Annotated in this window: 26 protein-coding genes and 1 tRNA gene; 21 read left to right on the plus strand and 6 right to left on the minus strand. The window is 34.8% G+C overall.

Translation table 11 applies throughout. From position 1 onward, the window contains the following. Positions 1-7 precede the first annotated feature (7 nt). From ACWPWS_RS17200 to nadA, 3 genes are all read left to right on the plus strand, one after another. Positions 8-865: a YicC family protein gene (locus tag ACWPWS_RS17200; protein WP_105681422.1), complete on the plus strand. Its 858-nt coding sequence runs from the start codon at positions 8-10 to the stop codon at positions 863-865. An 85-nt stretch (positions 866-950) separates the two neighbouring features. Further along, positions 951-1517: a guanylate kinase gene (gene gmk / locus ACWPWS_RS17205; protein ID WP_454047339.1), complete on the plus strand. Its 567-nt coding sequence runs from the start codon at positions 951-953 to the stop codon at positions 1515-1517. A 110-nt stretch (positions 1518-1627) separates the two neighbouring features. Next, positions 1628-2647 (plus strand): quinolinate synthase NadA, encoded by a 1020-nt coding sequence (gene nadA / locus ACWPWS_RS17210; protein ID WP_454047340.1) that lies wholly within the window; start codon positions 1628-1630, stop codon positions 2645-2647. 52 nt (positions 2648-2699) lie between these two features. Here nadA and ACWPWS_RS17215 read toward each other — a convergent pair whose 3' ends face one another. From ACWPWS_RS17215 to ACWPWS_RS17225, 3 genes are all read right to left on the minus strand, one after another. Then, the gene (locus ACWPWS_RS17215) at positions 2700-2909 is read right to left on the minus strand and encodes a hypothetical protein (RefSeq protein ID WP_454047341.1); all 210 of its coding nucleotides are present in this window, start codon (positions 2907-2909) and stop codon (positions 2700-2702) included. Between the two features lie 17 nt (positions 2910-2926). Then, a complete protein-coding gene (locus ACWPWS_RS17220; protein WP_105681426.1) occupies positions 2927-3136 on the minus strand; it encodes a bacteriocin-like protein in 210 nt (69 codons plus the stop codon). A 65-nt stretch (positions 3137-3201) separates the two neighbouring features. Next, positions 3202-3399 carry a bacteriocin-like protein gene (locus ACWPWS_RS17225; RefSeq protein ID WP_454047342.1) on the minus strand — a complete coding sequence of 66 codons (198 nt, stop codon included), beginning with the start codon at positions 3397-3399 and terminating at the stop codon, positions 3202-3204. A gap of 332 nt (positions 3400-3731) precedes the next feature. On the opposite strand from ACWPWS_RS17225, the gene thrA reads away from it, so the two are divergent. From thrA to ACWPWS_RS17275, 10 genes are all read left to right on the plus strand, one after another. Then, a complete protein-coding gene (thrA, locus tag ACWPWS_RS17230; protein ID WP_454047343.1) occupies positions 3732-6179 on the plus strand; it encodes a bifunctional aspartate kinase/homoserine dehydrogenase I in 2448 nt (815 codons plus the stop codon). 10 nt (positions 6180-6189) lie between these two features. Continuing rightward, a complete protein-coding gene (locus ACWPWS_RS17235) occupies positions 6190-7116 on the plus strand; it encodes a homoserine kinase (protein WP_454047344.1) in 927 nt (308 codons plus the stop codon). Between the two features lie 15 nt (positions 7117-7131). After that, positions 7132-8436 carry a threonine synthase gene (gene thrC, locus ACWPWS_RS17240; RefSeq protein WP_454047345.1) on the plus strand — a complete coding sequence of 435 codons (1305 nt, stop codon included), beginning with the start codon at positions 7132-7134 and terminating at the stop codon, positions 8434-8436. Between the two features lie 4 nt (positions 8437-8440). After that, positions 8441-8809, plus strand: coding sequence for a dihydroneopterin aldolase (gene folB / locus ACWPWS_RS17245; protein ID WP_105681431.1), 369 nt, complete (start codon positions 8441-8443; stop codon positions 8807-8809). Positions 8810-8844: 35 nt separating this feature from the next. After that, a complete protein-coding gene (locus tag ACWPWS_RS17250; RefSeq protein WP_309512792.1) occupies positions 8845-10209 on the plus strand; it encodes a DUF4403 family protein in 1365 nt (454 codons plus the stop codon). A 41-nt stretch (positions 10210-10250) separates the two neighbouring features. Then, the gene (locus ACWPWS_RS17255) at positions 10251-10748 is read left to right on the plus strand and encodes an RDD family protein (RefSeq protein WP_454047346.1); all 498 of its coding nucleotides are present in this window, start codon (positions 10251-10253) and stop codon (positions 10746-10748) included. A gap of 58 nt (positions 10749-10806) precedes the next feature. Then, positions 10807-10877: transfer RNA gene (locus tag ACWPWS_RS17260), tRNA-Cys, on the plus strand. A gap of 91 nt (positions 10878-10968) precedes the next feature. After that, positions 10969-11412, plus strand: coding sequence for a CPBP family glutamic-type intramembrane protease (locus ACWPWS_RS17265; RefSeq protein ID WP_454047347.1), 444 nt, complete (start codon positions 10969-10971; stop codon positions 11410-11412). A 556-nt stretch (positions 11413-11968) separates the two neighbouring features. Next, positions 11969-12148 (plus strand): hypothetical protein, encoded by a 180-nt coding sequence (locus ACWPWS_RS17270; RefSeq protein WP_454047348.1) that lies wholly within the window; start codon positions 11969-11971, stop codon positions 12146-12148. Between the two features lie 317 nt (positions 12149-12465). Continuing rightward, positions 12466-13299: a glycosyltransferase family 2 protein gene (locus ACWPWS_RS17275; protein ID WP_454047349.1), complete on the plus strand. Its 834-nt coding sequence runs from the start codon at positions 12466-12468 to the stop codon at positions 13297-13299. Positions 13300-13773: 474 nt separating this feature from the next. On the opposite strand, the gene ACWPWS_RS17280 is transcribed toward ACWPWS_RS17275, so the two are convergent. Next, positions 13774-14214, minus strand: coding sequence for a hypothetical protein (locus ACWPWS_RS17280; protein ID WP_309512798.1), 441 nt, complete (start codon positions 14212-14214; stop codon positions 13774-13776). A gap of 243 nt (positions 14215-14457) precedes the next feature. Here ACWPWS_RS17280 and ACWPWS_RS17285 point away from each other — a divergent pair, with 243 nt between their 5' ends. The 8 genes from ACWPWS_RS17285 (at position 14458) to ACWPWS_RS17320 (ending at position 23756) form a co-directional block, all read left to right on the plus strand. After that, entirely contained in the window at positions 14458-15012 is a 555-nt protein-coding gene (locus ACWPWS_RS17285; protein WP_105681439.1) for a YMGG-like glycine zipper-containing protein, read from the plus strand. A 119-nt stretch (positions 15013-15131) separates the two neighbouring features. Next, positions 15132-16442, plus strand: coding sequence for an LIC_10190 family membrane protein (locus tag ACWPWS_RS17290; RefSeq protein ID WP_454047350.1), 1311 nt, complete (start codon positions 15132-15134; stop codon positions 16440-16442). A gap of 311 nt (positions 16443-16753) precedes the next feature. Next, on the plus strand, positions 16754-17824 hold the full coding sequence (gene aroC / locus ACWPWS_RS17295) for a chorismate synthase (protein WP_454047351.1): 1071 nt from the start codon (positions 16754-16756) through the stop codon (positions 17822-17824). A gap of 17 nt (positions 17825-17841) precedes the next feature. Further along, positions 17842-18405, plus strand: coding sequence for a thioredoxin family protein (locus ACWPWS_RS17300; protein ID WP_454047352.1), 564 nt, complete (start codon positions 17842-17844; stop codon positions 18403-18405). Positions 18406-18414: 9 nt separating this feature from the next. Beyond that, the gene (locus tag ACWPWS_RS17305) at positions 18415-18954 is read left to right on the plus strand and encodes a TlpA family protein disulfide reductase (protein WP_309512800.1); all 540 of its coding nucleotides are present in this window, start codon (positions 18415-18417) and stop codon (positions 18952-18954) included. A gap of 82 nt (positions 18955-19036) precedes the next feature. Continuing rightward, on the plus strand, positions 19037-19378 hold the full coding sequence (locus ACWPWS_RS17310; protein ID WP_209787321.1) for a YkvA family protein: 342 nt from the start codon (positions 19037-19039) through the stop codon (positions 19376-19378). A 122-nt stretch (positions 19379-19500) separates the two neighbouring features. Then, positions 19501-20880, plus strand: a complete 1380-nt coding sequence (gene pyrF, locus ACWPWS_RS17315; RefSeq protein WP_454047353.1) for an orotidine-5'-phosphate decarboxylase — start codon at positions 19501-19503, stop codon at positions 20878-20880. A 53-nt stretch (positions 20881-20933) separates the two neighbouring features. Then, positions 20934-23756, plus strand: coding sequence for an aminopeptidase (locus ACWPWS_RS17320; RefSeq protein ID WP_454047354.1), 2823 nt, complete (start codon positions 20934-20936; stop codon positions 23754-23756). Positions 23757-23818: 62 nt separating this feature from the next. Here the strand turns inward: ACWPWS_RS17320 and ACWPWS_RS17325 are convergent, their stop codons facing one another. Both ACWPWS_RS17325 and ACWPWS_RS17330 read right to left on the minus strand, forming a co-directional pair. Further along, positions 23819-24628 (minus strand): T9SS type A sorting domain-containing protein, encoded by an 810-nt coding sequence (locus tag ACWPWS_RS17325; RefSeq protein WP_454047355.1) that lies wholly within the window; start codon positions 24626-24628, stop codon positions 23819-23821. Positions 24629-24786: 158 nt separating this feature from the next. Next, positions 24787-25656, minus strand: coding sequence for a T9SS type A sorting domain-containing protein (locus ACWPWS_RS17330; protein WP_454047356.1), 870 nt, complete (start codon positions 25654-25656; stop codon positions 24787-24789). Positions 25657-25762: the final 106 nt, after the last annotated feature.

The following is a 25762-nucleotide window of genomic DNA, read 5'->3' on the forward strand; positions in this document are numbered from 1 at the left end:
AAAAACTATGATTTTATCAATGACCGGATTCGGTAGAGCCGAAGATGTTTTTGAAGGAAAAAAAATTACAATAGATATTAAATCTCTGAACAGCAAGAGCTTTGATTTGAATATCAAAATTCCTTTACGTTATAAAGAAAAAGAATTTGAAATCAGAAAAATTCTTAACGATAGAATTATCCGTGGAAAAGTAGACTGCTACGTTAATATTGAGAATCTTGAAGAGTCCAATGATGTAAAAATTAATAAAAACTTAATTGACTCTTATATCAAAGAACTTAAAAATATAGCTTCTGACGGTCCAGATTTCGAATACCTTAAAATGGCGGTGAGACTTCCTGATGCCATTACATCAAGACCAGATGAATTGACTGATGGTGAATGGGAAGCTTTGGCTAAAATTGTTAATAATGCTATTAACAAATTCGAAGAATTCAGAAAAACTGAAGGCAGCATTTTACATGAAGAATTGAACAGGAATATCCAGAATATCGACAAATATCTTGGCGAAGTAATTCCTTTTGAAGAAGAAAGAATTGTAAGCGTGAAAGAGCGTTATCAGAAATCTTTAAAAGAATTTGAAAACGTTGATGAAACACGTTTCTATCAGGAAATGGCTTATTTTACTGAAAAACTTGATATTTCTGAAGAAAAGGTAAGACTTACCCAGCACTTAAAATATTATAAAGAAGTAATGGATAATGAGTCTTTCAATGGAAAAAAACTGGGCTTCATTTCTCAGGAAATCGGAAGAGAAATCAATACACTAGGTTCTAAAGCCAATCATGCAGAAATCCAGAAACTGGTAGTAATGATGAAAGATGACCTGGAAAAAATTAAAGAACAAACGTTAAACGTATTGTAAGATAGATGCGCGTTACGAGATGCGTGATTGTCATTCCCAACAATGGACTCCGCAACTCGAAACCCGTAACCCGAAATTGTAAAAAATGGATAAAGTAATTATATTTTCAGCACCATCAGGGAGCGGAAAAACTACATTGGTAAAGCATTCACTGGAAACATTTCCCGAATTGGCATTTTCAATCTCATGTACTACAAGACAGCCAAGAGGAAGTGAAATTCATGCAGTGGATTATCATTTTCTGACACCTGATGAATTCAGACAGAAAATTTCTGAAGAAGCTTTTGTAGAATATGAAGAAGTATACACTGATAAATATTACGGTACTTTAAAATCTGAAGTAGAAAAAATCTGGAATCAGGGAAAAGTTGTTATTTTTGATGTAGATGTAAAAGGAGGCATCTCTTTAAAAAAATATTTTGGTAAAAAAGCACTTTCTATTTTTATAGAACCCCCTTCCATTGAAGAATTGGAACGAAGATTGATCTCCAGAAACACAGATGATGCAGAAACCATCAAAACCCGTGTTGCCAAGGCAGAAGAAGAAATGACCTACGCCAGCGAGTTTGATAAGATCGTGATCAATGAAGATCTTGATGCAGCTAAAAAAGAAATAGAAAGTTTAATAAAAAGTTTTATAGAAAGAAACTAGAAGTTAGAAATTAGAAGTTAGTTTTTTTAGTGTCAGGAAAATTATCCTCATTTTGTACTAACCTCTAGTTTCTAATCTCTAACTTCTATAAAGAAAAAATTGAGGTTGATATGAGTACCGAAACATTAGAAAAAGCTAAATCTGCAATTCCTGTCAGAGGATTTCTGGATATAAAAGATATTGCTATTCCTCAGGGAGAAGAACTGGTGAAAGCCATTCTTAAATTGAAAGAGGAAAAGAATGCTGTTATTCTGGCCCATTATTACCAGCCGGGAGAAATTCAGGATATTGCTGATTTCCTGGGGGATTCTCTACAGCTTGCAAGACAGGCAAAAGATACGAATGCTGATATGATCGTATTCTGCGGAGTACATTTCATGGCAGAAGCCGCTAAAATTCTGAACCCAACTAAAAAAGTAGTTCTTCCTGATACCATGGCCGGATGCTCTCTGGCAGACGGTTGTTCCGGAGAAGGATTAAGAAAAATGCGTGAACAGCATCCGAATGCTTTAATTGCCACTTACATCAACTGTAACGCAGAAACTAAAGCAGAAAGTGATATCATCGTAACAAGTTCAAATGCTGAAACAGTAATCGAAGCCCTTCCGAAAGACAGACCCATCATCTTCGCACCGGATAAAAACCTTGGAAGATATTTATCTAAGAAAACGGGACGTGACATGATCCTTTGGGACGGAAGCTGTGTAGTACACGAAGCATTTTCAATGGAAAGAATTGCTCAACAGTTAGCAGACAATCCGGATGCTAAACTCATTGCACATCCTGAAAGTGAAGAAGCTGTTTTGAAACTGGCTCACTTTATTGGTTCCACTTCTGCCCTGCTGAACTATGTAGAACAAGATGACTGTCAGAAATTCATTATTGCTACAGAAGAAGGGATTCTTCACGAAATGAGAAAACGTGCTCCTCACAAGGAACTGATTCCTGCATTGGTTTTTGATGAAAGCTGTAACTGCTCAGAATGTTTCTACATGAAACGTAATACAATGGAAAAATTGTATTTATGTATGAAGTATGAACTTCCTGAAATTCTTATCGACGAAGAATTAAGATTAAAGGCATTGAAACCTATTGAAGCCATGCTTGATCTTTCAAAAAGCATAAAATAAACAAAGAGGCTGTCTCTGAAAAAATTTACTTTTTGAGACAGCCCTTTTTATTTTAGTCTGCAGGAACTGCAACAAAACAATCTGCGCTTACAAGTACACACATTCTGCAGTTCTCGGACAATGTCCAATATGCCTCGCACGAAGGATCACTGGATGAACCCGGCCCAAAAACCAGGTGGGTAGGACAGCCATCACATCTTGATACACCAGCACCTTTCATCTGTTCCAAATCTCTTCTGTTTAATCTTTTCAAATTTTTCATAAAAGTCAAATTATCTTTTAAGAAACTCCTCCGTCCACACATTCCATACTTACCAGAACACACATCTTGCAATAATCCGGAAGTCCCTGATAAGCAGAACATGGGTACTGATATTCAGGACCATCTCCGAAAGTAGCATGTTGCGGGCATCCTGCACATCTTGACGGACCTGCTGCTCCATTTAATTTTTCAAGTTCTTTTCTGTTTAATTTCTTTAAATTTTTCATAGTCGTTTTAATTAAATTTTGATTTTTAAGTAGATTATTTTCCTGAATCTGATTTCAACCCATTTTTATAAATGAGGATCAAAACATTCAAAGCTCACAAGGACTCTTCCTTTACAACAGTCCGGTAAAGCATGGTAATCAGCACATGATCTTGGTTGACCAGGTCCGTAAGGTCCGGCAGGGCAGTTTTCAAAACAGTTATTCACATCTCCTCCATTCATTGATTTCAGATGTTGGCGGTTTAATTTCTTTAAATTTTTCATGATTATTTCGTTATTAGTTAACATTCTAAATGTAACATTTTTAATCAATTATACCAAATATATCTCCTGAAAAGGAAATATATTTTATTATGTTAAAAACTTGGCTGTTCCAAAATAATTTGTACATTTGTCTTGTTACAATGAATTTTCTAAGAAACATATCTGATATTTCTGCCCTGAAATCACTTATTTCAGGCATATCTTCTGTTTCTACATTCACAACTACAACAATTACCCCATAACGGGGTAGATTTTCACATATTATTTCCGGTACCCGTACTCTTTTTTAAAGAGTAATCATTTCTATTTGCCCAACTTCAAAAAAATAATTGATGAAAGTTTTAAAATTCGGCGGAACATCAGTCGCCCATTCTCAGAATATCTTACTGGTGAAAAAAATCATAAAAAGAGAGTCTTTAAAAAGTAAAATTGTTGTCATTGTATCAGCTCTGCATGGCGTTACTGATCAGTTGATCAAAGCCGCAGAATATGCTTCCGTAAAAGATGAAAACTATATTCATATTGTTCAGAATCTTGAAGAAAAACATATCAGTCTGGTAAAAGAACTATTCCCAATCACAGAACAGAGCTCATGGTTAAGTTTTGTAAAAAAACACTTCAACGATATCGAAGATCTCTGCAATGGAATCGCTGTCCTTGGTGAATTGACAGACAGAATTAAAGATAAAATTGCTTGTTATGGAGAATTTCTGTCATCAAAAATCATAGCAGCAAAGCTTCAGCATGAAGGATTAGATTGTGTATGGATGAATTCTGCAGAGCTGATCAGAACGGATAGTAATTTCACTCACGCAAAAGTAGATTTTGACTCTACCGAAAAAAATATCATCAATTTCCTGAATGAAAATCAAAACCATATCATTGTAGGTCCAGGTTTCATAGCTCAAGACGAAAAAAATAATGCAACAACACTAGGAAGAGGAGGTTCTGATTACACCGCTTCTATTATTGCGGCTGCCATTGATGCAGAAGAACTTCAGATCTGGACCGATGTAAGCGGAATGATGACTGCTGATCCTCGCCTTGCTTCCAATGCTAAACCTATTTCAGAAATCTCTTATCATGAGGCGATGGAACTGTCTCATTTCGGGGCAAAAGTGCTTTATCCACCTTCCATTCAGCCTGTGATGGTAAAAAATATAAACCTGATGATCAAAAATACTTTTGATCCGGATGCACAGGGAACTTTAATCTCTCATCAACTGAAATCTTCAGACAATGAAAAACAGATTGCCGTAGGTATTTCCAATATGAACAGTATTGCTCTCCTTACATTGGAAGGAAGCGGTATGGTAGGAATTCCGGGTATTTCTTCAAAGCTTTTTCAATGTTTAAGCCATGAAAAAATTAATGTCATTCTTATTACACAAGGATCTTCAGAACATTCTATCACTATTGCTATTGAAGAAAAAGAAGCGTTACGGGCTGAACATGCAATCAATTCTTCTTTTGCCGATGATATCAACCTGAAAAGAGTCTATGCAGTAAATATTGAAACAGGACTTTCCATTGTCGCTCTGGTAGGAGAAAGTATGAAAAGCAGAAGTGGTGTGAGTGCAAAAATGTTCGGATGCCTCGGAAATAACGGAATCAATATAAGAGCGATTGCTCAGGGATCTTCAGAAAGAAATATCAGCATTGTCATTTCAGAAAAAGACAGTAAAAAAGCAGTGAATGTCCTTCATGAAGAATTTTTTGAATCTGAAATAAAACAGATCCATCTTTATATCTGTGGTACAGGGAATGTAGGATCTAAGCTGATTCAACAGATCTATGACCAAAATGATTATTTAAAAGAAAATTTTTTAATTAACCTTAGAATTGCAGGAATTTCCAACAGTCGTCATATGATATTTTCAGATCAGGGAATGTCAAAGGAAAACTATCTTATCTGGAGCCAGCAAGGTGAAAAAGCCTCTCCCAGAGATTTTGCTGATGAAATTATCCGCAGAAACCTTAGAAATTCTGTTTTCGTTGATGTTACTGCAAGTTCAGACATTCCTGAAGTGTATGAAAGCTTATTAAAAAGAAGTGTAAATATTGTGGCCTGTAATAAAATTGCAGCCTCTTCAGATTATAAAAAATATAAAGCGTTAAAAGATACAGCAAGAAATCATAACTGTAATTTTTATTTTGAAACCAATGTAGGAGCAGGGCTGCCGGTAATAGGAACAATCAATGACCTCATCAAAAGCGGAGACCAAATCCAGTCTATTCAGGCTGTATTGAGTGGAACATTGAATTTTGTATTTAATGAATATGACGGCAGCAGAACATTTTCTGAAGTAGTGGCACAGGCTCAGAAAGAAGGATACACTGAACCGGATCCAAGGCTTGACCTGTCCGGAACAGATGTAGCAAGGAAAATTTTAATTCTGGCAAGAGAGGCAGGATATCCGCTTCAGTTTGATACCATTGAAAACACAGGTTTTCTACCTGAAGAATGTATGCAGGGAAGCGTTGACAGTTTTTACGAAAAACTTACAGCGTATGAAGAGCATTTTAAAAACTTGCTAAACAAAGCAAAAAACGAAGGCAAAATAGTAAAATACGTTGCAAAATTTGAAGATGGAAAAGCAAAAGTCGGTTTACAGCATATTGCTCCGGATAGTGATCTTTTTCACCTTTATGGCAAAGACAATATTGTCATTTTTAAAACCCTCAGATATTCAGAACAACCTTTAGTGGTAAAAGGAGCCGGTGCCGGAGCTGAGGTAACGGCAAGTGGAGTTTTTGCAGATATTATTCGTTCTATTTAAAAATACAATTATGAAAAAAGTAAAATTAAAAGTTCCGGCCACTGTGGCCAATCTGGTTTGCGGATTTGATATTTTAGGAATGGCCGTCCATGATCCTTATGATGAGATGGAATTCAGATTATTGGAAACCCCTGAAATTATTATAAAACATATTGATGCCTTCGGGCTTCCTGAAGAGCCTTCCAGAAATGTAGCAGGTATTGTCCTGTTAAAAATTCAGGAATATTTTAATCTGAAAAACGGCTTTGAAGTCATTATCCGTAAACATATAAAGCCTGGAAGCGGGCTCGGCTCCAGTGCGGCAAGTGCCGCCGGAGCTGCCTTTGGAGCCAATCTATTATTGGGAAATAAACTCTCAAAAGAAGAACTGGTTCATTTTGCGATGTTTGGAGAGGAGCTGGCTTCAGGAGTACGCCATGCGGATAATATCGCTCCATGCATCTATGGTGGAATTACACTGGTAAAATCAACTCATCCTATAGATATTGTTTCCCTGAACAGCCCAGATTTATTTGTAACCGCTGTACATCCGCAGGTGGAAGTCAAAACTTCAGATGCAAGACAGATTCTAAAGAAAAATATCACCTTAAAAAGTGCTGTTGAACAATGGGGGAATATTGCAGGGCTTGTAGCAGGAATTCAGAAAAATGATTTCCCTTTGATTGGCCGGAGTCTTAATGATGTTATCATAGAACCTATCCGCAGTATTCTGATTCCGAAATTTGACGAAATCAAAGCAAAAAGTCTGCAATCAGGTGCATTGGGAGGCGGAATTTCAGGTTCAGGGCCATCCATTTTTATGTTGTCTGAACAAAAAGAAACTGCAGAAAAAATTGCCCGGATGATGAAATCAGTCTACACTGAAATTGAAATAGAAAGCTTTGTATACGTTTCAAAAATAAATTCGTCAGGCATACAAATCGTTGAAGAAGTTTAATCACAAAAAACAGAAATGAAATATTATAATTTAAAAGACCATCTGGAAAACATTGACTTCAGAGGAGCAACAATAAAAGGTCAGGGAAAAGAAAAAGGATTGTTTTTCCCTGAAACCACACCTCAGTTTACTGAAGAATTTATTCAAAATCTTCAGCAGTATTCCAATGAAGAAATTGCTTATCAATGCATGAGAGATTTTGTGGGAGATGAAATTCCTTCAGAAGTATTAAAAGAGATTGTTGCAGAAACCGTCAGCTTTGAAATTCCTTTGGTAAAAATCAATGAGCAGATATCTATACTGGAATTGTTTCATGGGCCTACTCTTGCATTTAAAGATATTGGAGCAAGATTCATGAGCCGTTGTCTGTCTTATTTTCTTAAAAATCAAAAGAAAAAAGTCACCGTTCTTGTAGCTACTTCAGGAGATACCGGCGGTGCTGTTGCGCATGGATTTTATAAAATTCCACAAATCAATGTAGTAATTCTCTATCCTAAAAACAGGGTAAGTCCGGTTCAGGAAAAGCAATTGACTGCATTAGGAGAAAATATTTCAGCATTAGAAGTAAATGGCAGTTTTGATGACTGTCAAAATCTTGTAAAACAAGCTTTTTCAGATGAAGAAATCAACAATCAATTATTTCTGACCTCTGCCAATTCTATTAACGTTGCAAGATGGCTTCCTCAACAGATTTATTATTTAATAGCATTGAAACAATGGCTTCAGCATCATAAGGAACAACCGGTAATCTGTGTTCCAAGTGGTAATTTTGGAAATATCTGCGCCGGACTGCTTGCTCATTTCAGAGGGCTGCCTGCCAGTCATTTTATTGCTGCCTGTAATGCCAATCACGTAGTTCCTGATTATTTTATTACTCAGAATTACCAGCCACAAAAAGCAGTTGCTACCCTATCCAATGCTATGGATGTTGGAAATCCAAGCAATTTTGTAAGAATCCTTGAACTTTTCGGGCACCACTTTGAAACTTTAAAAAATAAAATATCAGCTTATTCTATTGATGATGATAAAACGATGAGTACTATAACAGAAGTTTATGAGAAATACGGATATATTCTGGAACCTCACAGTGCTGTTGCTTTTGCCGCAATGGAACAGTATCTGCAGGAAAATCCTGATCAAAAAGGATATATTCTGGGAACTGCACATCCGGTAAAATTCCCTGATGCTGTGGAAAATGCTATTCATACTCAGATTGAAATTCCGGAATCTTTAAATGAGCTGATGAAAAAGGAGAAAAAAACTGTAGAAATAAATTCAGATTTTGAAGAATTAAGACGATTTTTGCTTCATAAAATCTGAAGCAATGAGCAAAATATATCTTGAAGATGTACGAATATATGCGTACCATGGTGTACTTCCTGAAGAAAATATTATCGGGACCTATTATATTCTGAATGCAGAACTTCATACCGATCTGTGGAAAGCAGCAGAATCTGATGATTTGCATGACACTATCAGTTATGCAGACATCAATGATATTCTCCACCAGGAAATGAAAATAAAATCCAAATTACTGGAACATGTAGCAGGAAGAATCATCACAAAAATTCATGACAGCTTTCCACAGGTTGATTATATTAAATTAAAAATCACCAAAACAGCTCCACCCATGCAGGGAGAAATGAAAGGTGCCAGCATAGAGCTTGAAAAGAGCTTTAAACCGGAAAATTAAATTGCTTATTTTCGTTTCATTAAAAAACATACAAATTGAAATTCGTTAAAATATTATTTTTAGCTGCAGGGATCAGTGCTTTCGGTCAGACGGGTGTTGAGAATCAACTGGCAGCATACACTTTTCCAAAGATAAAGTCCAGCATTACCATGCCTGTGACGATTCCTCTTTCGGAACTGAGCAATATGATCAACGCTTCTGTGAAAGATCTGGTTTATCAGGATGATTCCTATACTGATAATAACAATGACCAATTTAAAGTGAAAGTATGGAAAACCAGACCTATCCGCCTTGTAGGAGGAACCAGCCAGAATTTACTGATTGAAGTTCCTTTAAAAATATGGGCAGAAAAAGGGATCGGTACTTTGGGAGTATATACGTATCAGAATACCACTTTTGAAACAGTAATGTCTTTCAATACAACCGTTACTTTTAAAAATAACTGGACCATTACTACGAATACCCGGCCCAATGGTTTCAGATGGGTAACCAAGCCGGTACTTGATTATGGAAGAATACAGATTCCTATTACCTCTATTGTTGAAAAAAGTCTAAAGGAACAACAGGAAAAATTCTGTAAAACGATAGATCAGCAAATGGCGACACAACTGAATTTCCAGCAATATGCTTTAATGGCATGGAATACTTTTCTGCAGCCCTTTAATATTTCAGAAGAATATAATACATGGCTTAAAGTAAGCCCTGTAGGAGTTAATATTACCCCTTTAAAGTTTTATGGAAACCAGATCAATGCAACCCTTGGTGTTGATATATTTTCTGAAACTTTTACAGGAAATAAACCTACAGCTTCTTCACCAGTGACCAGTGTTGCCAATTTTAACACCACTCCTACTGTTGCAGACAAATTCATTTTACAGACTACGGCCAATATTCCATTTACAGAAGCGAGTAATATGGCAAGAAAAACCTTTCTGAATAAAGAATTTGACGTACGTGATTCTAAAGTAAAAATAACGGACATCAGAGTCTATGGTGTTGATAACAGAGTGGTCATTGAAGCTCAAACCGATGGCTATATTAAAGGAACTTCCATCATTTCAGGAATTCCGGTATACGATGAAACAAAAAGAAAAATTGTTTTATCGGAAACGAAATTTAAACTGAAAACGACCAATATCCTGCAAAAAACGGCTTCGCTCCTATTCCAGGGAAAAATTGTAAAAATGATTGAAGAGGAATATGGAATTCCCACCCAGGAACTGGAAGAAACTTCAAGAAAAAGTATTGAAGAAGCCTTCAATAAAGAATACTATAAGGGATTAAAAATGAACGGAAAAGTATTCAACCTGAAGCCCAGCAAAATACTACTCAGCAATACTGGCATTACAGCCGTTATTGATACCAACGCTTCACTAAAACTGCTTGTCAACGGATTCTAAAACTTCAGATAAAACTAAACTAAAAAACTAATAACCGAACCATGAAAAGAATTCTAAATGTTGTTGAATACAATAAAGCCTCGTCAGGGATTAGGCTTGCCAATTATTTTCTCGATTTTATAATGCTATACGCTATTAATTATATCCTTTCTATTCTTGCTTATTTTCTTTATGAAGTAACTTCAATGGAGTTTTTCTACTACTATAGTAATGGAAATATAGTATGGCAGCTATTTATTGGAAATTTCAATTATTTTCTTTATTACTTTCTGATGGAAAACTATTTAGGAGGCAGAACCGTTGCAAAATATATTACAGGCACCAAAGTAATCAGTACAGATGGTACAAAACCTACTACCCAGCAAATGATGTACAGAAGCCTTTCCAGAATAGTTCCTTTCGATGGGCTTTCATTTCTGGGTGTAAACGGATGGCATGACAGCTGGAGTGATACGAGGGTAATTAATGTTAAAAATTATTACGCTGAAATTCAAGCAAAAAGCGAAATAGAAGACCTTGGAAAGAAAGAAATTGCTTAAAAACTTTTGTTCATAAAGAAATTTCGCTATATTTGCACACCTCAAAAATGGTAAAAATGGTACTTTGGCCGAGCGGCTAGGCAGTGGTCTGCAACACCATCTACAGCGGTTCGAATCCGCTAGGTACCTCAGAAAAAACCTCTAAGTTATTTAGAGGTTTTTTTGTTTTTAGTCTCATTATTTTTTATATCCCATTCTCTTTTTATCAATCCTATTACTCATGAAAAAAAACATAATCTTCTTCTTCATTTCATTTGTATTTGCCCTTTTGAATGGATATTTTTTTAATTATATAAATGATGTCTATTTTCATTTTGATGTACATCAGAATACACCCATCAATGTTTCGAAAGACGAACTCAACTTCATTGCCATATTCATCGCGCCTTTTCTGGAAACTTTTTTATTTCAGTATCTCCCCTATTTGATTTTAAATAAATGGATAAAGATCAATAATCAAGCAATTTGTATAATCATAATGAGTATTATTTTCGCATCCATGCATTATTATAATAGGTTGTATATTGTTATGACATTTTTTGGAGGTATTATTTTAAATAATCTTTATGTTTATTACCATCAGCACACCCATCAATACAGTTTTATTCTAACAGTGCTTTTCCACTTGCTATTTAATCTTTATGGTTTCTTATTCATCATGTGATTGTTCCATTTTTAATGATATAAAAAAGCCCTTCCCATTCAAAGAAGAGCTTGATAAATAATGTAAAAAAGTAATGATGGATAGAAAATTATCTTGTTCAAAAATAGAGGATTCATCCAACATACTTTTATGAGCAGCGTCATATGGGAATAAAAAAAAATCCCCGGAAATTCCGAGGATAAAAACTAATAACCATGAAAACTCAAATTAAACATGAGTTACATTTCTATATTGAAAAATCGTGCCAAGAATAACAATTTCAAGAAAAAAAGTTAATTTCTTTTTATGGCACCATTTTAACCAATTCAGCATTTTAAATCAATTTTAATGATACTTTAAAAACGACTTCATAATTATCTATAATAAGTTCAGATAAATATAACGCTCCGGCAAAAGTATTAAAAAAAAAATAATTTACATTTTAATAAAATAAAATTTACATTCAGGACATAAAAATTTTTTAAAATACCAATCAGCCACAAAAAAGAAAATTCACTAAACAAATTGACACACTTTTTTCTATAATTCCCTCCATCCACTAACATGGAAAACCATTATGGCACAAAAAATTTTTAATAAAAAATTTCATGATGCTAAAGGAAAAATATCATTTGGAATTTACAGTTCTATAGCATTTTCTTTCATATATAAAAAGCCCCCAGAAATGGATACCTCAAAAAACACAAATGATGAAAAAAAATTTTATATCAGAGATAAAAATTATTTTATCTTTTAATTCTTAGTCAAAGATATACCAGTCTTTTTTTTTATTTTATGAGTATAATCATAAAATTATTATTTCTTTTAAATACAGGATTTCCGGACTATCAGCTTTATTTCTCAAAAAAAGACAATAATAAAACCCCTTTGTGTATATTCTTGTCATCGTTGCAGGTAAATAATGTATTGCTGCTATTTTGATCAATGCATCTAAAAAATATCTTGCTCTTACAGTTGGGAGAATATAAGAAAAAAAAACTATATATATAATGATTGAGATTATATTTTTCCCATATATTATTTTATAATTTTACATTATTAATTCAAAATGACGTGATAAATTTCTCTATACTTATAGCCAACTATAATAATGGAAATTATTTCAAGGAGTGCTATGATTCATTAATCAATCAAACCTATGAAAACTGGGAAGCGATTATTATTGATGATGCCTCTACAGATAATTCGGTTGAAATCATACAGTCTCTGATAAAAGATGATTCCCGTTTTAAACTGTATCATCATTCAGTTAATGAAGGCTGTGGATCTACCAAGGCCAATTGTATGAAATATGCTCAGGGTGATTTATGTGCTTATCTGGATCCGGATGATGCTCTTTATCCGGAAGCACTGGAAAAAGTGGCGCTGGAATTTATGAACAGAGATGATCTGGCCGCCGTATACTCTCAAATGATGATATGTAATGAAAATCTTGTTCCGGAAAAAGTATACGCGGGTACGAAGCAGATTTATAACAATCGCTATTTCTTCAACTGTCCCATTCAGTTTGCCCATCTTTTTACCTTTAAAAGAAAAGTTTATTTAAGAACTGCAGGAATTAATACAAACCTGAAAAATGCAGTAGACCAGGATCTTTATCTGAAAATACTGGAACAGGGAGAAGTAAAATACCTCAAGGAACCTTTGTATCTTTACAGGCTTCACTCCAATGGAATTTCTCAGGATAAAGCAAAACAAAGCGCAAAAGAATCATTTGCAAGAGTGATCCATGATACCATGAAAAGACGGGGACTCAAAACGATTAATCATAAAGCTGTTCCTGAAATTTTCACCAGTTCAAATGAAATTTATGAACTTCTGAATTACCAGACCAACAAAATGCACCGTCTGATCAGCAAAATAAAAGTTACTTTAGATAATATATAAACAAAAAATGCTACTCTACTTTGAGTAGCATTTTTAATAAAATATGGAATGAAAATGTTTCTCATAAAAGTATAGGTTTTTGAACAAGTATCCTATGCGCAAAATCATAAAAACCATCAAAAAAGAAACGGCCTCCTTGCGGAGGCCTAAAAAACACAAATGATGAAAAAAATCTATTTAGAAAAATCCAAACAGAATATTGTGGAATTATTCAGCATGACCATTACATTACATTTTCTAAGCAGAAAAAATAATACAATATCGGAACAGAAGAATGAATACTTTCTATAAGAATCAAACTGCACCCTGAAGATAAATCAAAATATAATTTACATTATTAAAATGTTCAGACGATTCACATTGAATGTAAAATCAATTAAACAAAACAACAACTATGTATAATTATTTTAATTATTAAAAATCTTCATTACTGGAATGGGTAAATTTAGCTAAATATTTGTTCGCTCACAAGGCTTATTCCTCCCAAATGATCGGAATATATATTGTAATATAACCCTCAGAATCCACCTGTGCATCAGAAACTGTGGCAACTACCGTTCCATATCCTACCCAGCCTCCCTGTCCCTGCATTGCAGAAAAAGTATAGGTTCCTGCAGGAAGTCCGTCATAATATTGGGGAACAGACTGAAATCCACCACCATAATACGTATCATACACTTCTCCTGTAGCCATATTTTCAGCAAGAAAACTTCCTACATCATAATTTCCCGAAAGAATTTTTGTTCCATTTTTTGAAAGAAGGCCATAACGAATCTTATAAGTCTGAGTTGTTGGGGTCTTATCAGTTATTTCTGAACAGCCTTTATGGGTCTCTGTTATTTCCTTAGAGGTAAACGATGTTGTGACAGCCAGCAGTCCAATAAATGCTGATACTGTAAAAATTGATTTTTTCATATTAAAAAGTAATTTGGTATTCAAAAATACTCAACTTATATGAATTTAAGAAAAACTATCAATGAATTTAAATTTACAAATACAGCTTAAACCCCGCATTAATAACATAAAATTCATCATCATTAAAAATCATTTTCCTTTTTATTCTCATTTTTAACACTCGTTAACTAAAATTTGGCTTCATAATTGAAAATAAAACTAAAATTAAAGTCGTTTTGGCTTTATCTTATTAAAATTTGAATTATGAGAAAGATAGTATTAGCAGGTTTTTTGTCTGTTTTTTTAATGACAGCCTGCAAGAAAGATGACAGCGTTGCTGAAAAATCACTGGAAGTACAGAAACTTGAATTTCAGGCCAGACAACTTGAAATAGAAAAGCAAAAACTGGCTATTGAGAAAGAAAAGCTGGTATATGAAGCTCAGAAAAAAGCAGATAGTATATCAGAAAGTAAAAAAGCTAAAGCTACTGCTGAAAATAATTCAAAACCACAGGTGATCAGAGAAACACGAACAGTATATAGAGACAGAAGCTCCAATTCCAATTCTGGAGGAAGCAGCAACGGAAGTTATGCCAACAACGGAAGTGGTACTTCACAGGGAACTACTCAGAAAAAAGGATGGAGTAAAGCTGCGAAAGGAACGGTCATTGGTACTGTAGGTGGAGCTGCTGCCGGAGCCCTTATTGCTAAGAAAAACAGAGGACTGGGAGCCGTAATTGGTGGTGTTGTAGGAGGCGCTACAGGATATACCATTGGTAGATCACAGGATAGAAAAGACGGAAGGGTACAACCTCGTTAATAAATATTTTTAATGATAGAATATAAAGATTGCTTACTTTTAAGCAATCTTTTTTTATGGTATTGATTCTATTTTCTTCTATTTTCATCATTCCCGTCCTGATGGGTTGGGGAAAAATCATGGAAAATATATGGGGAATTTTATTTCAAGGCATCTCCTGGAAAATGATATCCGGAATCATAGGAATAACACTGATATGGACACTTACCTCTTTTTTCGTACCCTTAAATATAAATGTAGAAGTGCCTTCCATCCTATTGGGACTATTCTTTTTCTTTAAAAATAAACTCTATCAGGAATTTCATCAATTTTCAAAAAAAGATTTTACAGTATTAAATTTAATTTCTCTGACCATTATCTTCGCGGGTTCCTTTTACCCTTATATATTAGATCATTTCGGATATTATATTCCCACATTGAAATGGCTTACAGAATATGGGCTGATAAAGGGTATTTCCAATGTAGACCTCACCTTAGGACAAATGTCTCTCTGGCATATTTTTCAGGCTGGATTTTCAAATTTTTCCGATCCGTTTTTAAGAATCAACACGGTTCTCCTGATGATCTATACATTTTATATTATTGAAAGAAAAAACTGGATCCATCTTTGTTTCCTTCCGGTATTACTGCTATTTTCACAATCTCCAAGCCCTGACCTTCCGGTTATAGTTTTCTCATTGATTATTTTAAATGAACTTATTGCCGGAAATAGGAATACCATTATCCTTTTTGCCTTTTCGGTTTTTGTTTTTGCTATAAAACCTACCATGATATGGCTTCCTATCCTGGCTTTCTTAGTCTCTCTTTTTATTTTTAAAAGTAACTTTAAACAACTTCTTTTGGGAGGAGCAATTCTCTTTTTATTTTTCACTAAAAATATCTGGACATTCGGATATCCTATCTTTCCTGTAGCAATAGGCGATCTGGGACTATCCTGGAAACCCAATCCGGAAATTTTAAATACTTCTTCACAATTTGCAGTCATGAAGACCTATGACATGCAGTATACCTATGAGGAAATTCAAAAATTTTCAACGGCTGATTATATTAGGAATTGGTTTTCTCTTGAAGGAATCAAATCCAAAATTAATATTCTATTTGTGCTGAGCTTAATTATTTTTTCTGTATTTGCCTGGATAAAAAAAAGAAAACTCATCACGCTGATCTGCATCTCATTATTAATTAAAAGCATATTAATCCTTGCTTTTTCAGCTCAATACAGATTTTTTATCGATGTTTTTTTCGTGATATTCTTTGTCATGTTTCACGAATATTTTGACAAAAAAAAATCCATTGTTGTTTTTTCTGCTCTCAGCCTATTTTTCATTTCAATATTATCTTTTCCAGAAATTATTCAAAAATATATCCCAAGTTTTCGGGTGGGAAGTTTTATGAACGGATTACAAAAAGAACAGATCCTCAAACCTTAAACCTATGAAAATCAGCAGTTTGACACATTTAAAGTCGGAAATCTTCAATTTAATGTTTCCCATAATTACCCTTATAGTTTTGAGACTACAATTCCGGCTGTAACTACTTTCTATATTGCTGATGATGTGAAAGCAGGTATTTTTCCCCAGCTTTTGGACAAAAATGATATCAAAAAAGGATTTATCTGGAAAAAAATGACACCTGAAGAAAAAAGGGAAGCCCAAAAGGTTATCAATAATATCAAAAACACTGATAAATAGAACAAATCCAGAAACTTTATTATCTGAAGAAAAAAAGGTAATTTTGTATCATGTTCAACACATTAGGTAATCTTCTTAGTCTTACAACATTTGGAGAAAGTCACGGAGTGGCTTATGGCGGTATCATCAATAATTTTCCGGCAGGTTTAGCGGTAGATCTCGATAAAGTTCAGTATGAATTGAACCGAAGAAAACCCGGCCAGTCAGCAATCGTTACACAAAGAAAAGAAAGTGACACAGTAAAGTTTCTTTCGGGAATCTTTGATGGGAAAACAACAGGTACGCCAATTGGTTTTATCATTGAAAACGAAAATCAGAAATCAAAAGATTATGACCATATTGCAGGTGCATATCGTCCAAGTCATGCTGATTTCACCTATGACCAGAAATTTGGTTTCAGAGATCACCGTGGAGGAGGGAAATCTTCTGCCAGAGAAACAATGAACTGGGTAGTAGCCGGGGCACTTGCCAAACAACTTTTACCCAACATTGAGATCAATGCTTATGTATCTTCCGTAGGTGATATTTTCTGTGAAAAACCTTATCAGGCTTTAGATTTTTCTCAAACAGAAAGCAATGATGTTCGTTGTCCTGATGCTGAAACTGCTGAAAAAATGATTTCAAGAATCAAAGAAATCAAAAAAGAGGGTAACACTATCGGAGGAACAATCACTTGTGTAATTAAAAATGTTCCTGTAGGAATTGGTGAGCCTATATTTTCCAAACTTCAGGCTGAACTTGCAAAAGCAATGCTGAATATCAATGCCTGCAAAGGTTTTGAATACGGAAGCGGTTTCTGTGGGGCTAAAATGACGGGAAAAGAGCACAATGATGCTTTCAATACAGATTTCACTACGAAATCTAACCTTTCCGGAGGTATCCAGGGTGGAATTTCCAATGGAATGGACATCTATTTCCGTGTAGCATTCAAACCTGTAGCAACTATTCTGAGACCTCAGGACAGTATCGATAAAGACGGAAACCCGGTAATCGTAGAAGGAAAAGGACGTCACGATCCTTGTGTAGTTCCAAGAGCGGTTCCTGTAGTGGAAAGTCTTGCTGCATTTGTGCTGGCAGACCTGTTTTTGATCAACAAAACAAGAAATATCAATAATTTTTAACATAAATAGCTTTGGTAATGAAAAATTACTGGGATAAAGGAATTTCATTTGAAGAGTATCTTCAGATTGCAAAAGAAAGATTAGAGAATCCTGCTAACCAACAGGAAGCTGACTATAAACAATATTATGAGCTGGGTCTTCAGAGAATGGACAGAACAGTGAAAAAATACGTTCCGGACGAAGATCAGCTGCAAGAACTCGCTGCCAAAAACTTTGACGGAAAGATTTTAATCATTTCTGAAGCATGGTGCGGAGATGCAAGTGCAACAGTGCCTGCTCTTTTCAGATTTTTTGAAGGACATAATGAGGTAAGAGTCTTCCTGAGAGACAGTGATAAAAGTTTAATCAACCAGTTTCTAACCAATGGTACAGAGTCTATTCCTAAAGTAATTATCCTTGATAAAGACCTGAATGTAAAAAATTCTTGGGGCCCACGTCCCAAATATGGATATGAACTGCTGATGAAGTATAAAGCTGATCCCGAAGCGTATCCAAAAGACACATTTTATAATGATCTGCAGATTTATTATGCTAAAAACAGAGGGAAAGATGCTGTTCAGGAAATTTTAGATCTTCTATAAAAAAGAGAGATGAAAAAGAGTATCATTTATATTATAATAATAGCGATCATAGGTATTGTTGCTTTTGTTCCGGGAATTAGAAATTTCCTAAAGGATACATTCTTTCCGGTAGCCACTATCGAAAGCGCTGTTCATATCAGTGAAGAGGATTATGATGTAGAACTTAAAGGAATCAATGCACCCAGCACCAATCTTAAAAACTTTAAGGACAAAGGTGTTTTCCTTAACTTCTGGGGAACATGGTGCCCACCTTGCAGAAAAGAATGGCCTTCCATTCAGAAATTGTATGACACCAGAAAAGATCATGTAGATTTTGTATTGATTGCCATGAATGATAAAGAGGAAGATGTAAGAAAGTTTTTGAAAGAAAATAACTATACCGTTCCTGTCTATATTGCTCAAAGTCCTATTTCTGAGAAAATTCTTCCCAAGGTATTTCCCACCACTTTCCTACTGGATAAACACGGAAGAATCCTTATTAAAGAGGATGCCACAAAAGACTGGAACACAGAGACTGTGCATCAGTTTATTGATAATATTATCAAATAATATTTTAACTAAATTTTATAATTTGTTGGTACAGGATTTGCGAATTTTATAGCATTTAAAAATTTATTAATCCAAACACAAAATGAAATATTCAAAATTAAATCTTGCAAAAGAAGCCATCAATCATAAGGGCTTTATAAAAAAGATCCCTGATATTTTCAGAATGGTCAGAATGTGGAGAAAAGGAATCTATCCTATGAAATCCATAGACATTATTCTTCCTTTACTGGGAATTTTATATGTGCTCTCTCCTATTGACCTTCTTCCTGAATTTGTGATACCGGTACTTGGAGTCATGGATGACCTGGCAGTATTGTCACTGACTATTCCTAAGCTCATCAAAGAGGTTGACAAGTTTTTATTATGGGAAGCTCAGCAAAAATACAGTGGTGCCCAAGTCATTGATGCTGAAATCGTAAAATAAATAGTTTATTATATTTTTCACACCATCCTGCTTACTCCGGGGTGGTTTTTTATTTACAAATGAGCGATAAATTTATAAGCCGTATTTCAATTCCTTAAATTTGCAATATCTAATAAAAAATAATGGAAAGTAAAAAAGAATTCTTCTTAGAGTGCTACAAACTAGGAATCATTAAATTCGGAAGGTTTACCCTGAAAAGTGGTATCGAAAGTCCTTTTTATGTAGACCTGAGACCTTTGGCTTCAGATCCTAAAATTTTAAAAAATCTGGCTAATTATTTATTGGAAATGCTTCCATTAGATAATTTTGATTTAATCTGTGGAGTTCCTTATGCTGCCCTTCCTATGGCTACTGCAATGTCTTTGGAAAGCTATATTCCATTAATTATTAAAAGAAAAGAAGCGAAAAGCTACGGAACAAAAAAACTGATTGAAGGAATTTACCAGAAAGGGCAAAACTGTCTTTTGGTAGAAGATGTGATCACTTCAGGAAAGTCTTTATTAGAAACCATTCCTGAAATAGAACAGGAGGATCTTAAAGTTTCGGATATCGTTGTGGTACTGGACAGAGAGCAGGGAGGAAAACAATTACTGGAAAGCAAAGGATTTAGAGTGCACACTCTTTTCAATATTTCTGAAGTATGTGGTATTCTTCAGGAAACGGGTGAATTGTCTGATGAAGAGGTAAAAAGAATCCAGGACTTCCTTCAGGGGAATCATATTCAGTTCGAAGAAGAAACAAGATCTTCTTATGAGCAGAAACTTCAGGTTACCCAACATTCTGTTTCAAAAAAATTACTGGAAACAGCTTTAGCAAAAAAATCAAACCTTATTGCTTCTGCTGATGTTACTACCACTCAGGAGTTATTGGAGCTGGCTGAAAAGGTAGGTCCGCATATTGTTGCTTTAAAAACGCATATCGATATTATTTCTGATTTCGAATATGAAAAAACAATCACTCCTCTAAAAGCTATTGCTGCAAAACACCAGTTCTTATTGATGGAAGACAGAAAATTTGCTGACATTGGAAATACACAGGAACTTCAGTTTACCAGTGGAGTTTTCAAAATTACAAATTGGGCAGATTTTGTAACCTCTCAGGTAATCGGAGGTTTTGAATCCTTAGACTGCTTCAGCAATGTAGGGGTAGTAGCTATTGTTGGAATGTCTTCCAAAGGAGCTTTAACAACAGCAAGCTATCGTGAAGAAGCTTTAAAAGTAGCATTATCGCATCCTAATGTTATTGGTGGTGTATCTCAGAATAAAATTCCTGAAGAACTTTTATTGTTCACTCCAGGGGTAAACCTTGCAGATTCAGGAGATGGTAAAGGACAGCAGTACAACACACCAGAACATGTTTTCAAGACCTTGCATACAGATTTTATTATCGTAGGAAGAGGAATCTACAAATCCAACGATCCTGAAGCGTCTGCAATCACTTATAAAACAGAAGGATGGAATGCATATATTAATTCTTTGGAAAAAAAAGCAATTCAGGGTTAAAATCCTATAAAGTATATACAAAATAAGTTATATTTGGGCTTTATCACGAATATTTGAAAAAGATCAGCATTTGCCTTATTTTGTTATGGGGAGTTGTACAGGTTTCTGCACAGACAGACAGTATATACGTTGAAACGAAACTGTCTCCTGACAAAAAGAACCTTGATGTCAGCCAGGAAATTGTTTACTACAATCATTCCGGGAAAGACCTGCAAACCGTAAAACTCCTGAATTGGGTTTCCGCGTACAATAAACGGGGAACTTCTTTAGTCTACCGAAAACTGGAAGACCGAAATAATGATTTGCATTTTGCGAAGAGCGATCAATTGGGAAAACTTCTTGAACTGAACATTAAAAGTTCTGAAAATGAAGTAATTCCCGTCAATACACTTTCAGATGAAAATATTTTTATTCCTCTGAAAAATGTATTAAAACCTGGCGAGAGCGTCACATTACAGTTGCAGTACAGGATGCAGCTTCCCGATAAAACATTTACGGGATACGGAACATCCGCTCAGAATACTGTATTAAAATATTTCTTTATTGTTCCGGATCATTTTGATCCGGACAATATTTCTAAAAGAAACTACCACGATATTGAAGAACAGGTAAGTTTCAACACTTTCTGGACCATCAACTTTGATATTCCTGTTAATAATTTTGTAGAAGGTAATCTTCCACAGGTACAGATGAATTCATTTAAGGGATACCTTGATTCCGATCCTGAATTTTTAATTTCTTCAACCGGTTTTCCTTCCATAAAAACCAATGTTGACGGAGAGGAAATCGAAATCAAATTTGGGTATAATCTGAAACCGGAAGAAAAACAAAATCTGGAGTTTTATCTTCCCTTACATTTAAAATTCCTTAAGGAACGCATCGGGGTTCTTCCGAAAAGTATTTTTATTTCAGATAAATTCAGAGCTAAAGAAGACTTTTTCGGAAATAATGATATTACTTTCTGGAAATTCAGATTCCGTTTGTTTACCGATACTGAAAAAACAGATCTGGATTATTTTGGAATCATAGCCAAGAAAATTCTTAATGAAAACGTTATTGCGGATAAGGAAAAAGACCACTGGTTTAAAAATGGGTTAAAATCTTATCTGGAAATTCAGTATCTCAAAAAATTCTATGCTGATACAAAACTTTTAGGAACGCTACCCGAAACCAGAATATTTGGGCTCAAACCTTTAAAATTATTCCATGCATCCAAAGTAAAACTTCTGGATCGTTATGGACTTTCCTATCAGTACATCATGCTGCAAAATCTTGATCAGAAGATTGATGAACACTTCCCTGTTTTGAGTAATTTCAATGACATGGCCATCAGCAGCTTTGAAACAGGAAGCCTTTTCAACTATTCGGCTGACAAAATGGGATACGATAACTTCAATGGGATTGTAAAAAATTATATTTCTCAGAATTCCGGAAAAAAAATCAATCCTGAAGAATTCCTGACCGCTCTTTCAGAAAATAATAAATCAACAGCCTATCTCTCCAACTTTTTCAAACAAAAGAACCGTGTTGATTTTAAACTAAAAAATATTAGAAAAGAAAATGATTCTCTACAAATAAAAATTGTAAAGAATACCGATATTTCCATTCCGGTAAAGCTGGAAACAGAAACCAGAGAAGGAGAAAAGAAGGCCTATTGGATAGATACCGAAGAAAATGAACGTATCACCAGCCTTTCTCTTCCCGCATCAGAAAATATTTATAAAGTCACTCTAAACAGCGGATATATTTTCCCTGAATCCAATTACAGAGATAATTTTCTGTATGCAAAAGGCCTGTTTTCCAATGCAAAAAAAATTAAACTAAAATTAATAAAAGATATTCCAAACCCGGAATACAATGAAGTTTACCTCAGCCCAAGGGTACGTTTTAACAATACGTATGATAAATTTCTTTTGGGAATCAATTTAAAAAACCAGTCTTTCTTTGATCAGAAATTTTTGTATTCGGTTACTCCCACTTATAGTACCGGAACAGGAAAACTGACGGGTTCTGGAGCAGTCTCCTATTCTATTCTACCTGCAGAAAGCATTATCCGAAGTTTAACATTCGGACTTTCAGGTTCTTATTTTCATTATGATTATGATCTTGCCTACAGAAAAACCTCAATATCTTCTTCTATCAACTTCAGGAAGAACCCGAGAAGTACTGTAAGCAGAGGTCTAGGGATTTCCTATAATTATTTTGAAAGGGATCTGAGTCCTAAAATGATCGCTAATAATGATTATAGCAAGTATAATCTCTGGAGTATCGGCTATGGCTATAGTGACAACCAGATGATTCATGAAAAAAGCTTTAGTCTAAGTACGCAGGGAATGGAAGACTTTAATAAAATAACGGCTGAAGGTTTCTACAGATGGGAATTTGCTCCTAAGCAAAAACTGAGCTTACGTTTATTTGCCGGATATTTTTTAAGAAACAACACCCGAAATAACCTTTTCGACTATGGAATTTCCAGGGTTTCCAACTATTCATTCTCTTATACGCTTTTAGGAGAAAGTGCCAGCAGCGGCCTTCTTTCCCAACAGTTTATATTAGCTGATGGAGGTTTTAAATCTTTTCTTCCGGGAACAGTAAACCAATGGATCACTTCTGCCAACGTGGATTCAAGCGTCTGGAAAATATTCCATGTGTATGCTGATGCCGGTGTTTATAAAAACAAAGATCTTCCTGCCAAATTCATATGGGATACCGGAGTTAAAGTAAGAATCATTCCTGATTTTCTGGAAGTTTATTTCCCGATACAATCTTCTTTAGGTTTTGAACCATCCTTCAAAGATTATGGAAAGCGTATCAGATATACATTGATTCTTAATCTTGGTTCCATTATTAATGCTGCAAGAAGAGGTTGGTATTAAACTTATGGTAATAAAAAATAAAAGAACAGTTCATTAATGAGCTGTTCTTCTTTATTAAAAAACTAATCTTTTATAATTTTCTGTGAGATCGGAATATTATTAATGGTTCCTGTGACAATATAAGTTCCTTTTGGAAGTTCTGCAATGTCAAGAGTTGAAGCTAATTTTGTAGGGGATTTTTTAACAACCTGTCTGAATGTATCGTAAACTTTCACATCTTTCACCTCGGTTCCGAACACTACTTTACTGTCTTTTATAAAAGGATTCTGTACAAAACCAGATTTCACACTGCCTTCAAGGGAAAAGTCTGCCATATTATCATTACTTCCAACCATCGTTCTTTTAATAGCCGTTGTTGTAGTGGGAGAAGGAGCCGGCCCATCTCCTTTAAACTGATCTGCATTTGATCCGTATCCTACAAAATCCAGTACATTGGATGCGGAAGGTCCCGTCACCTGCAATATATTTCCGGCCAAAGCAACTTTTCCTGATACGCTGGAGATTCTCATCCCGGAAGATTTATTGGGAGTTCCATCAAAATTAGTGATTGTAGTGGCAATAAAATCCGGTGTGGGTAGATTTTCCACGCCTCCTTCAATTGCTGACTCCTGAATCAGATAAGTTTCTTCAGGGCCTAAAGTAAAGTCAGGCAGTGTATGATATTCGGTAAAAGCACCTATCGCCGGAGCATATTGAATGCTTGCTCCCGTTAAAGAAACCAAAGTAGTTCCGATATTTTTAAGGACAATATAATTATTCTTCAATACAGCACCAGAACTTGCATTCCCACCATAGATTTCATTAATCACAATCTGGGCATTTGAAAAAGAAGTTAATAACGTAAGTCCAACAAGAGTAAAGATTTTTTTCATCGTAATAATTTTAAAGAAATAGATCAATAATAAAACATCAAAAACAATACCACCAAATTAAGAAATATATAGGATACAAAAATCTCAAAACCAGTAATAATTATATAAAAAACAGCCACTTCAATGAAGTGGCTGTCTGTATTTTTATCTAAAAGAAATTAGTCTTTAAGAACTTTTTGAGAAACCGCTTGGTTGTTCACTGTACCTGTTATGATATAGTTCCCTTTTGCCAGTTCAGCAACACTTACCGTTTCATTTTGTTTTACAGAAGCTTCTTTTACAAGCTGTCCGAACATATTGAAAACTTTCACATCTTTTACATCAGATCCGAAAACAATCTCGTTATTTTTAACGAAAGAATTCTTTACAAAGTTTCCTGATTTTACGTTTTTAGCATCAATAACAGCTAGAGAAGCAGTAGATGAAGTAACCATTAAAGAAATATCATCTATTCTCCAGTTGGCAGTACCTAAAGATGGAGTTCCCGTACCAGGGCTGTCGCTTCCATAGATTCTTAAAGTAACCGGAGCAGATTCCGCACCTACTAAATTAGTTCCTGAAAAAGTGATGCTATTCAATGTCCATGTACTGTTGTTGTTAACATTTACAGTACCTATTGCAGTAGCATAATTATCAATACTGGAATATACTGTAATCTTTCCCGGTCCGGTAGAGGTACCTCTGGACCCTAGACTTAAAGAATTCAATGTTACTTTATTACCCGCAACAGGAGTAACAGTAACACTAAAATAAGTACTTGCAGCAGTAGAAAGAGCCTCTTTAAAAGCCGCAGCACCAAAATTACTGGATCCGCTTGCTCCTGTATAACCTGAAGACACAGATGTAGCGGTAATTAAATTCGTAGTACCGTTATTATTTCCCTGGGTAGCTGCAAATGCTACATTTGAAATATTAGCATTTGTACCCGAAACAGGATTTACAGAAGTACCGTCCCAAAGGTATGTTGTTTGTGCCAAAGCAACTGCACTCATCATCACCGTTGCAAAAAGAGAATAAAATTTTTTCATGATTTAATATTTTTATAATTAATAATTTCCTTGATAAAAGTACATCGTTTTATTTTTTTTGACACAATAAACAGGTTAAGTTTCTGTTAATAATAGTTAAGCTATT

This window comes from Chryseobacterium sp. Marseille-Q8038, from assembly GCF_965111995.1.

What these genes read in the sequence shown, in the direction of transcription:
- ACWPWS_RS17200 (WP_105681422.1), top strand. Translation starts at nt 8, where the DNA reads ATGATTTTATCAATGACCGGATTCGGTAGAGCCGAAGATGTTTTTGAA.
- gmk (WP_454047339.1), top strand. Translation starts at nt 951, where the DNA reads ATGGATAAAGTAATTATATTTTCAGCACCATCAGGGAGCGGAAAAACT.
- nadA (WP_454047340.1), top strand. Translation starts at nt 1,628, where the DNA reads ATGAGTACCGAAACATTAGAAAAAGCTAAATCTGCAATTCCTGTCAGA.
- ACWPWS_RS17215 (WP_454047341.1), bottom strand. Translation starts at nt 2,909, where the DNA reads ATGAAAAATTTGAAAAGATTAAACAGAAGAGATTTGGAACAGATGAAA.
- ACWPWS_RS17220 (WP_105681426.1), bottom strand. Translation starts at nt 3,136, where the DNA reads ATGAAAAATTTAAAGAAATTAAACAGAAAAGAACTTGAAAAATTAAAT.
- ACWPWS_RS17225 (WP_454047342.1), bottom strand. Translation starts at nt 3,399, where the DNA reads ATGAAAAATTTAAAGAAATTAAACCGCCAACATCTGAAATCAATGAAT.
- thrA (WP_454047343.1), top strand. Translation starts at nt 3,732, where the DNA reads ATGAAAGTTTTAAAATTCGGCGGAACATCAGTCGCCCATTCTCAGAAT.
- ACWPWS_RS17235 (WP_454047344.1), top strand. Translation starts at nt 6,190, where the DNA reads ATGAAAAAAGTAAAATTAAAAGTTCCGGCCACTGTGGCCAATCTGGTT.
- thrC (WP_454047345.1), top strand. Translation starts at nt 7,132, where the DNA reads ATGAAATATTATAATTTAAAAGACCATCTGGAAAACATTGACTTCAGA.
- folB (WP_105681431.1), top strand. Translation starts at nt 8,441, where the DNA reads ATGAGCAAAATATATCTTGAAGATGTACGAATATATGCGTACCATGGT.
- ACWPWS_RS17255 (WP_454047346.1), top strand. Translation starts at nt 10,251, where the DNA reads ATGAAAAGAATTCTAAATGTTGTTGAATACAATAAAGCCTCGTCAGGG.
- ACWPWS_RS17265 (WP_454047347.1), top strand. Translation starts at nt 10,969, where the DNA reads ATGAAAAAAAACATAATCTTCTTCTTCATTTCATTTGTATTTGCCCTT.
- ACWPWS_RS17270 (WP_454047348.1), top strand. Translation starts at nt 11,969, where the DNA reads ATGGCACAAAAAATTTTTAATAAAAAATTTCATGATGCTAAAGGAAAA.
- ACWPWS_RS17280 (WP_309512798.1), bottom strand. Translation starts at nt 14,214, where the DNA reads ATGAAAAAATCAATTTTTACAGTATCAGCATTTATTGGACTGCTGGCT.
- ACWPWS_RS17285 (WP_105681439.1), top strand. Translation starts at nt 14,458, where the DNA reads ATGAGAAAGATAGTATTAGCAGGTTTTTTGTCTGTTTTTTTAATGACA.
- ACWPWS_RS17290 (WP_454047350.1), top strand. Translation starts at nt 15,132, where the DNA reads ATGGAAAATATATGGGGAATTTTATTTCAAGGCATCTCCTGGAAAATG.
- aroC (WP_454047351.1), top strand. Translation starts at nt 16,754, where the DNA reads ATGTTCAACACATTAGGTAATCTTCTTAGTCTTACAACATTTGGAGAA.
- ACWPWS_RS17300 (WP_454047352.1), top strand. Translation starts at nt 17,842, where the DNA reads ATGAAAAATTACTGGGATAAAGGAATTTCATTTGAAGAGTATCTTCAG.
- ACWPWS_RS17305 (WP_309512800.1), top strand. Translation starts at nt 18,415, where the DNA reads ATGAAAAAGAGTATCATTTATATTATAATAATAGCGATCATAGGTATT.
- ACWPWS_RS17310 (WP_209787321.1), top strand. Translation starts at nt 19,037, where the DNA reads ATGAAATATTCAAAATTAAATCTTGCAAAAGAAGCCATCAATCATAAG.
- pyrF (WP_454047353.1), top strand. Translation starts at nt 19,501, where the DNA reads ATGGAAAGTAAAAAAGAATTCTTCTTAGAGTGCTACAAACTAGGAATC.
- ACWPWS_RS17325 (WP_454047355.1), bottom strand. Translation starts at nt 24,628, where the DNA reads ATGAAAAAAATCTTTACTCTTGTTGGACTTACGTTATTAACTTCTTTT.
- ACWPWS_RS17330 (WP_454047356.1), bottom strand. Translation starts at nt 25,656, where the DNA reads ATGAAAAAATTTTATTCTCTTTTTGCAACGGTGATGATGAGTGCAGTT.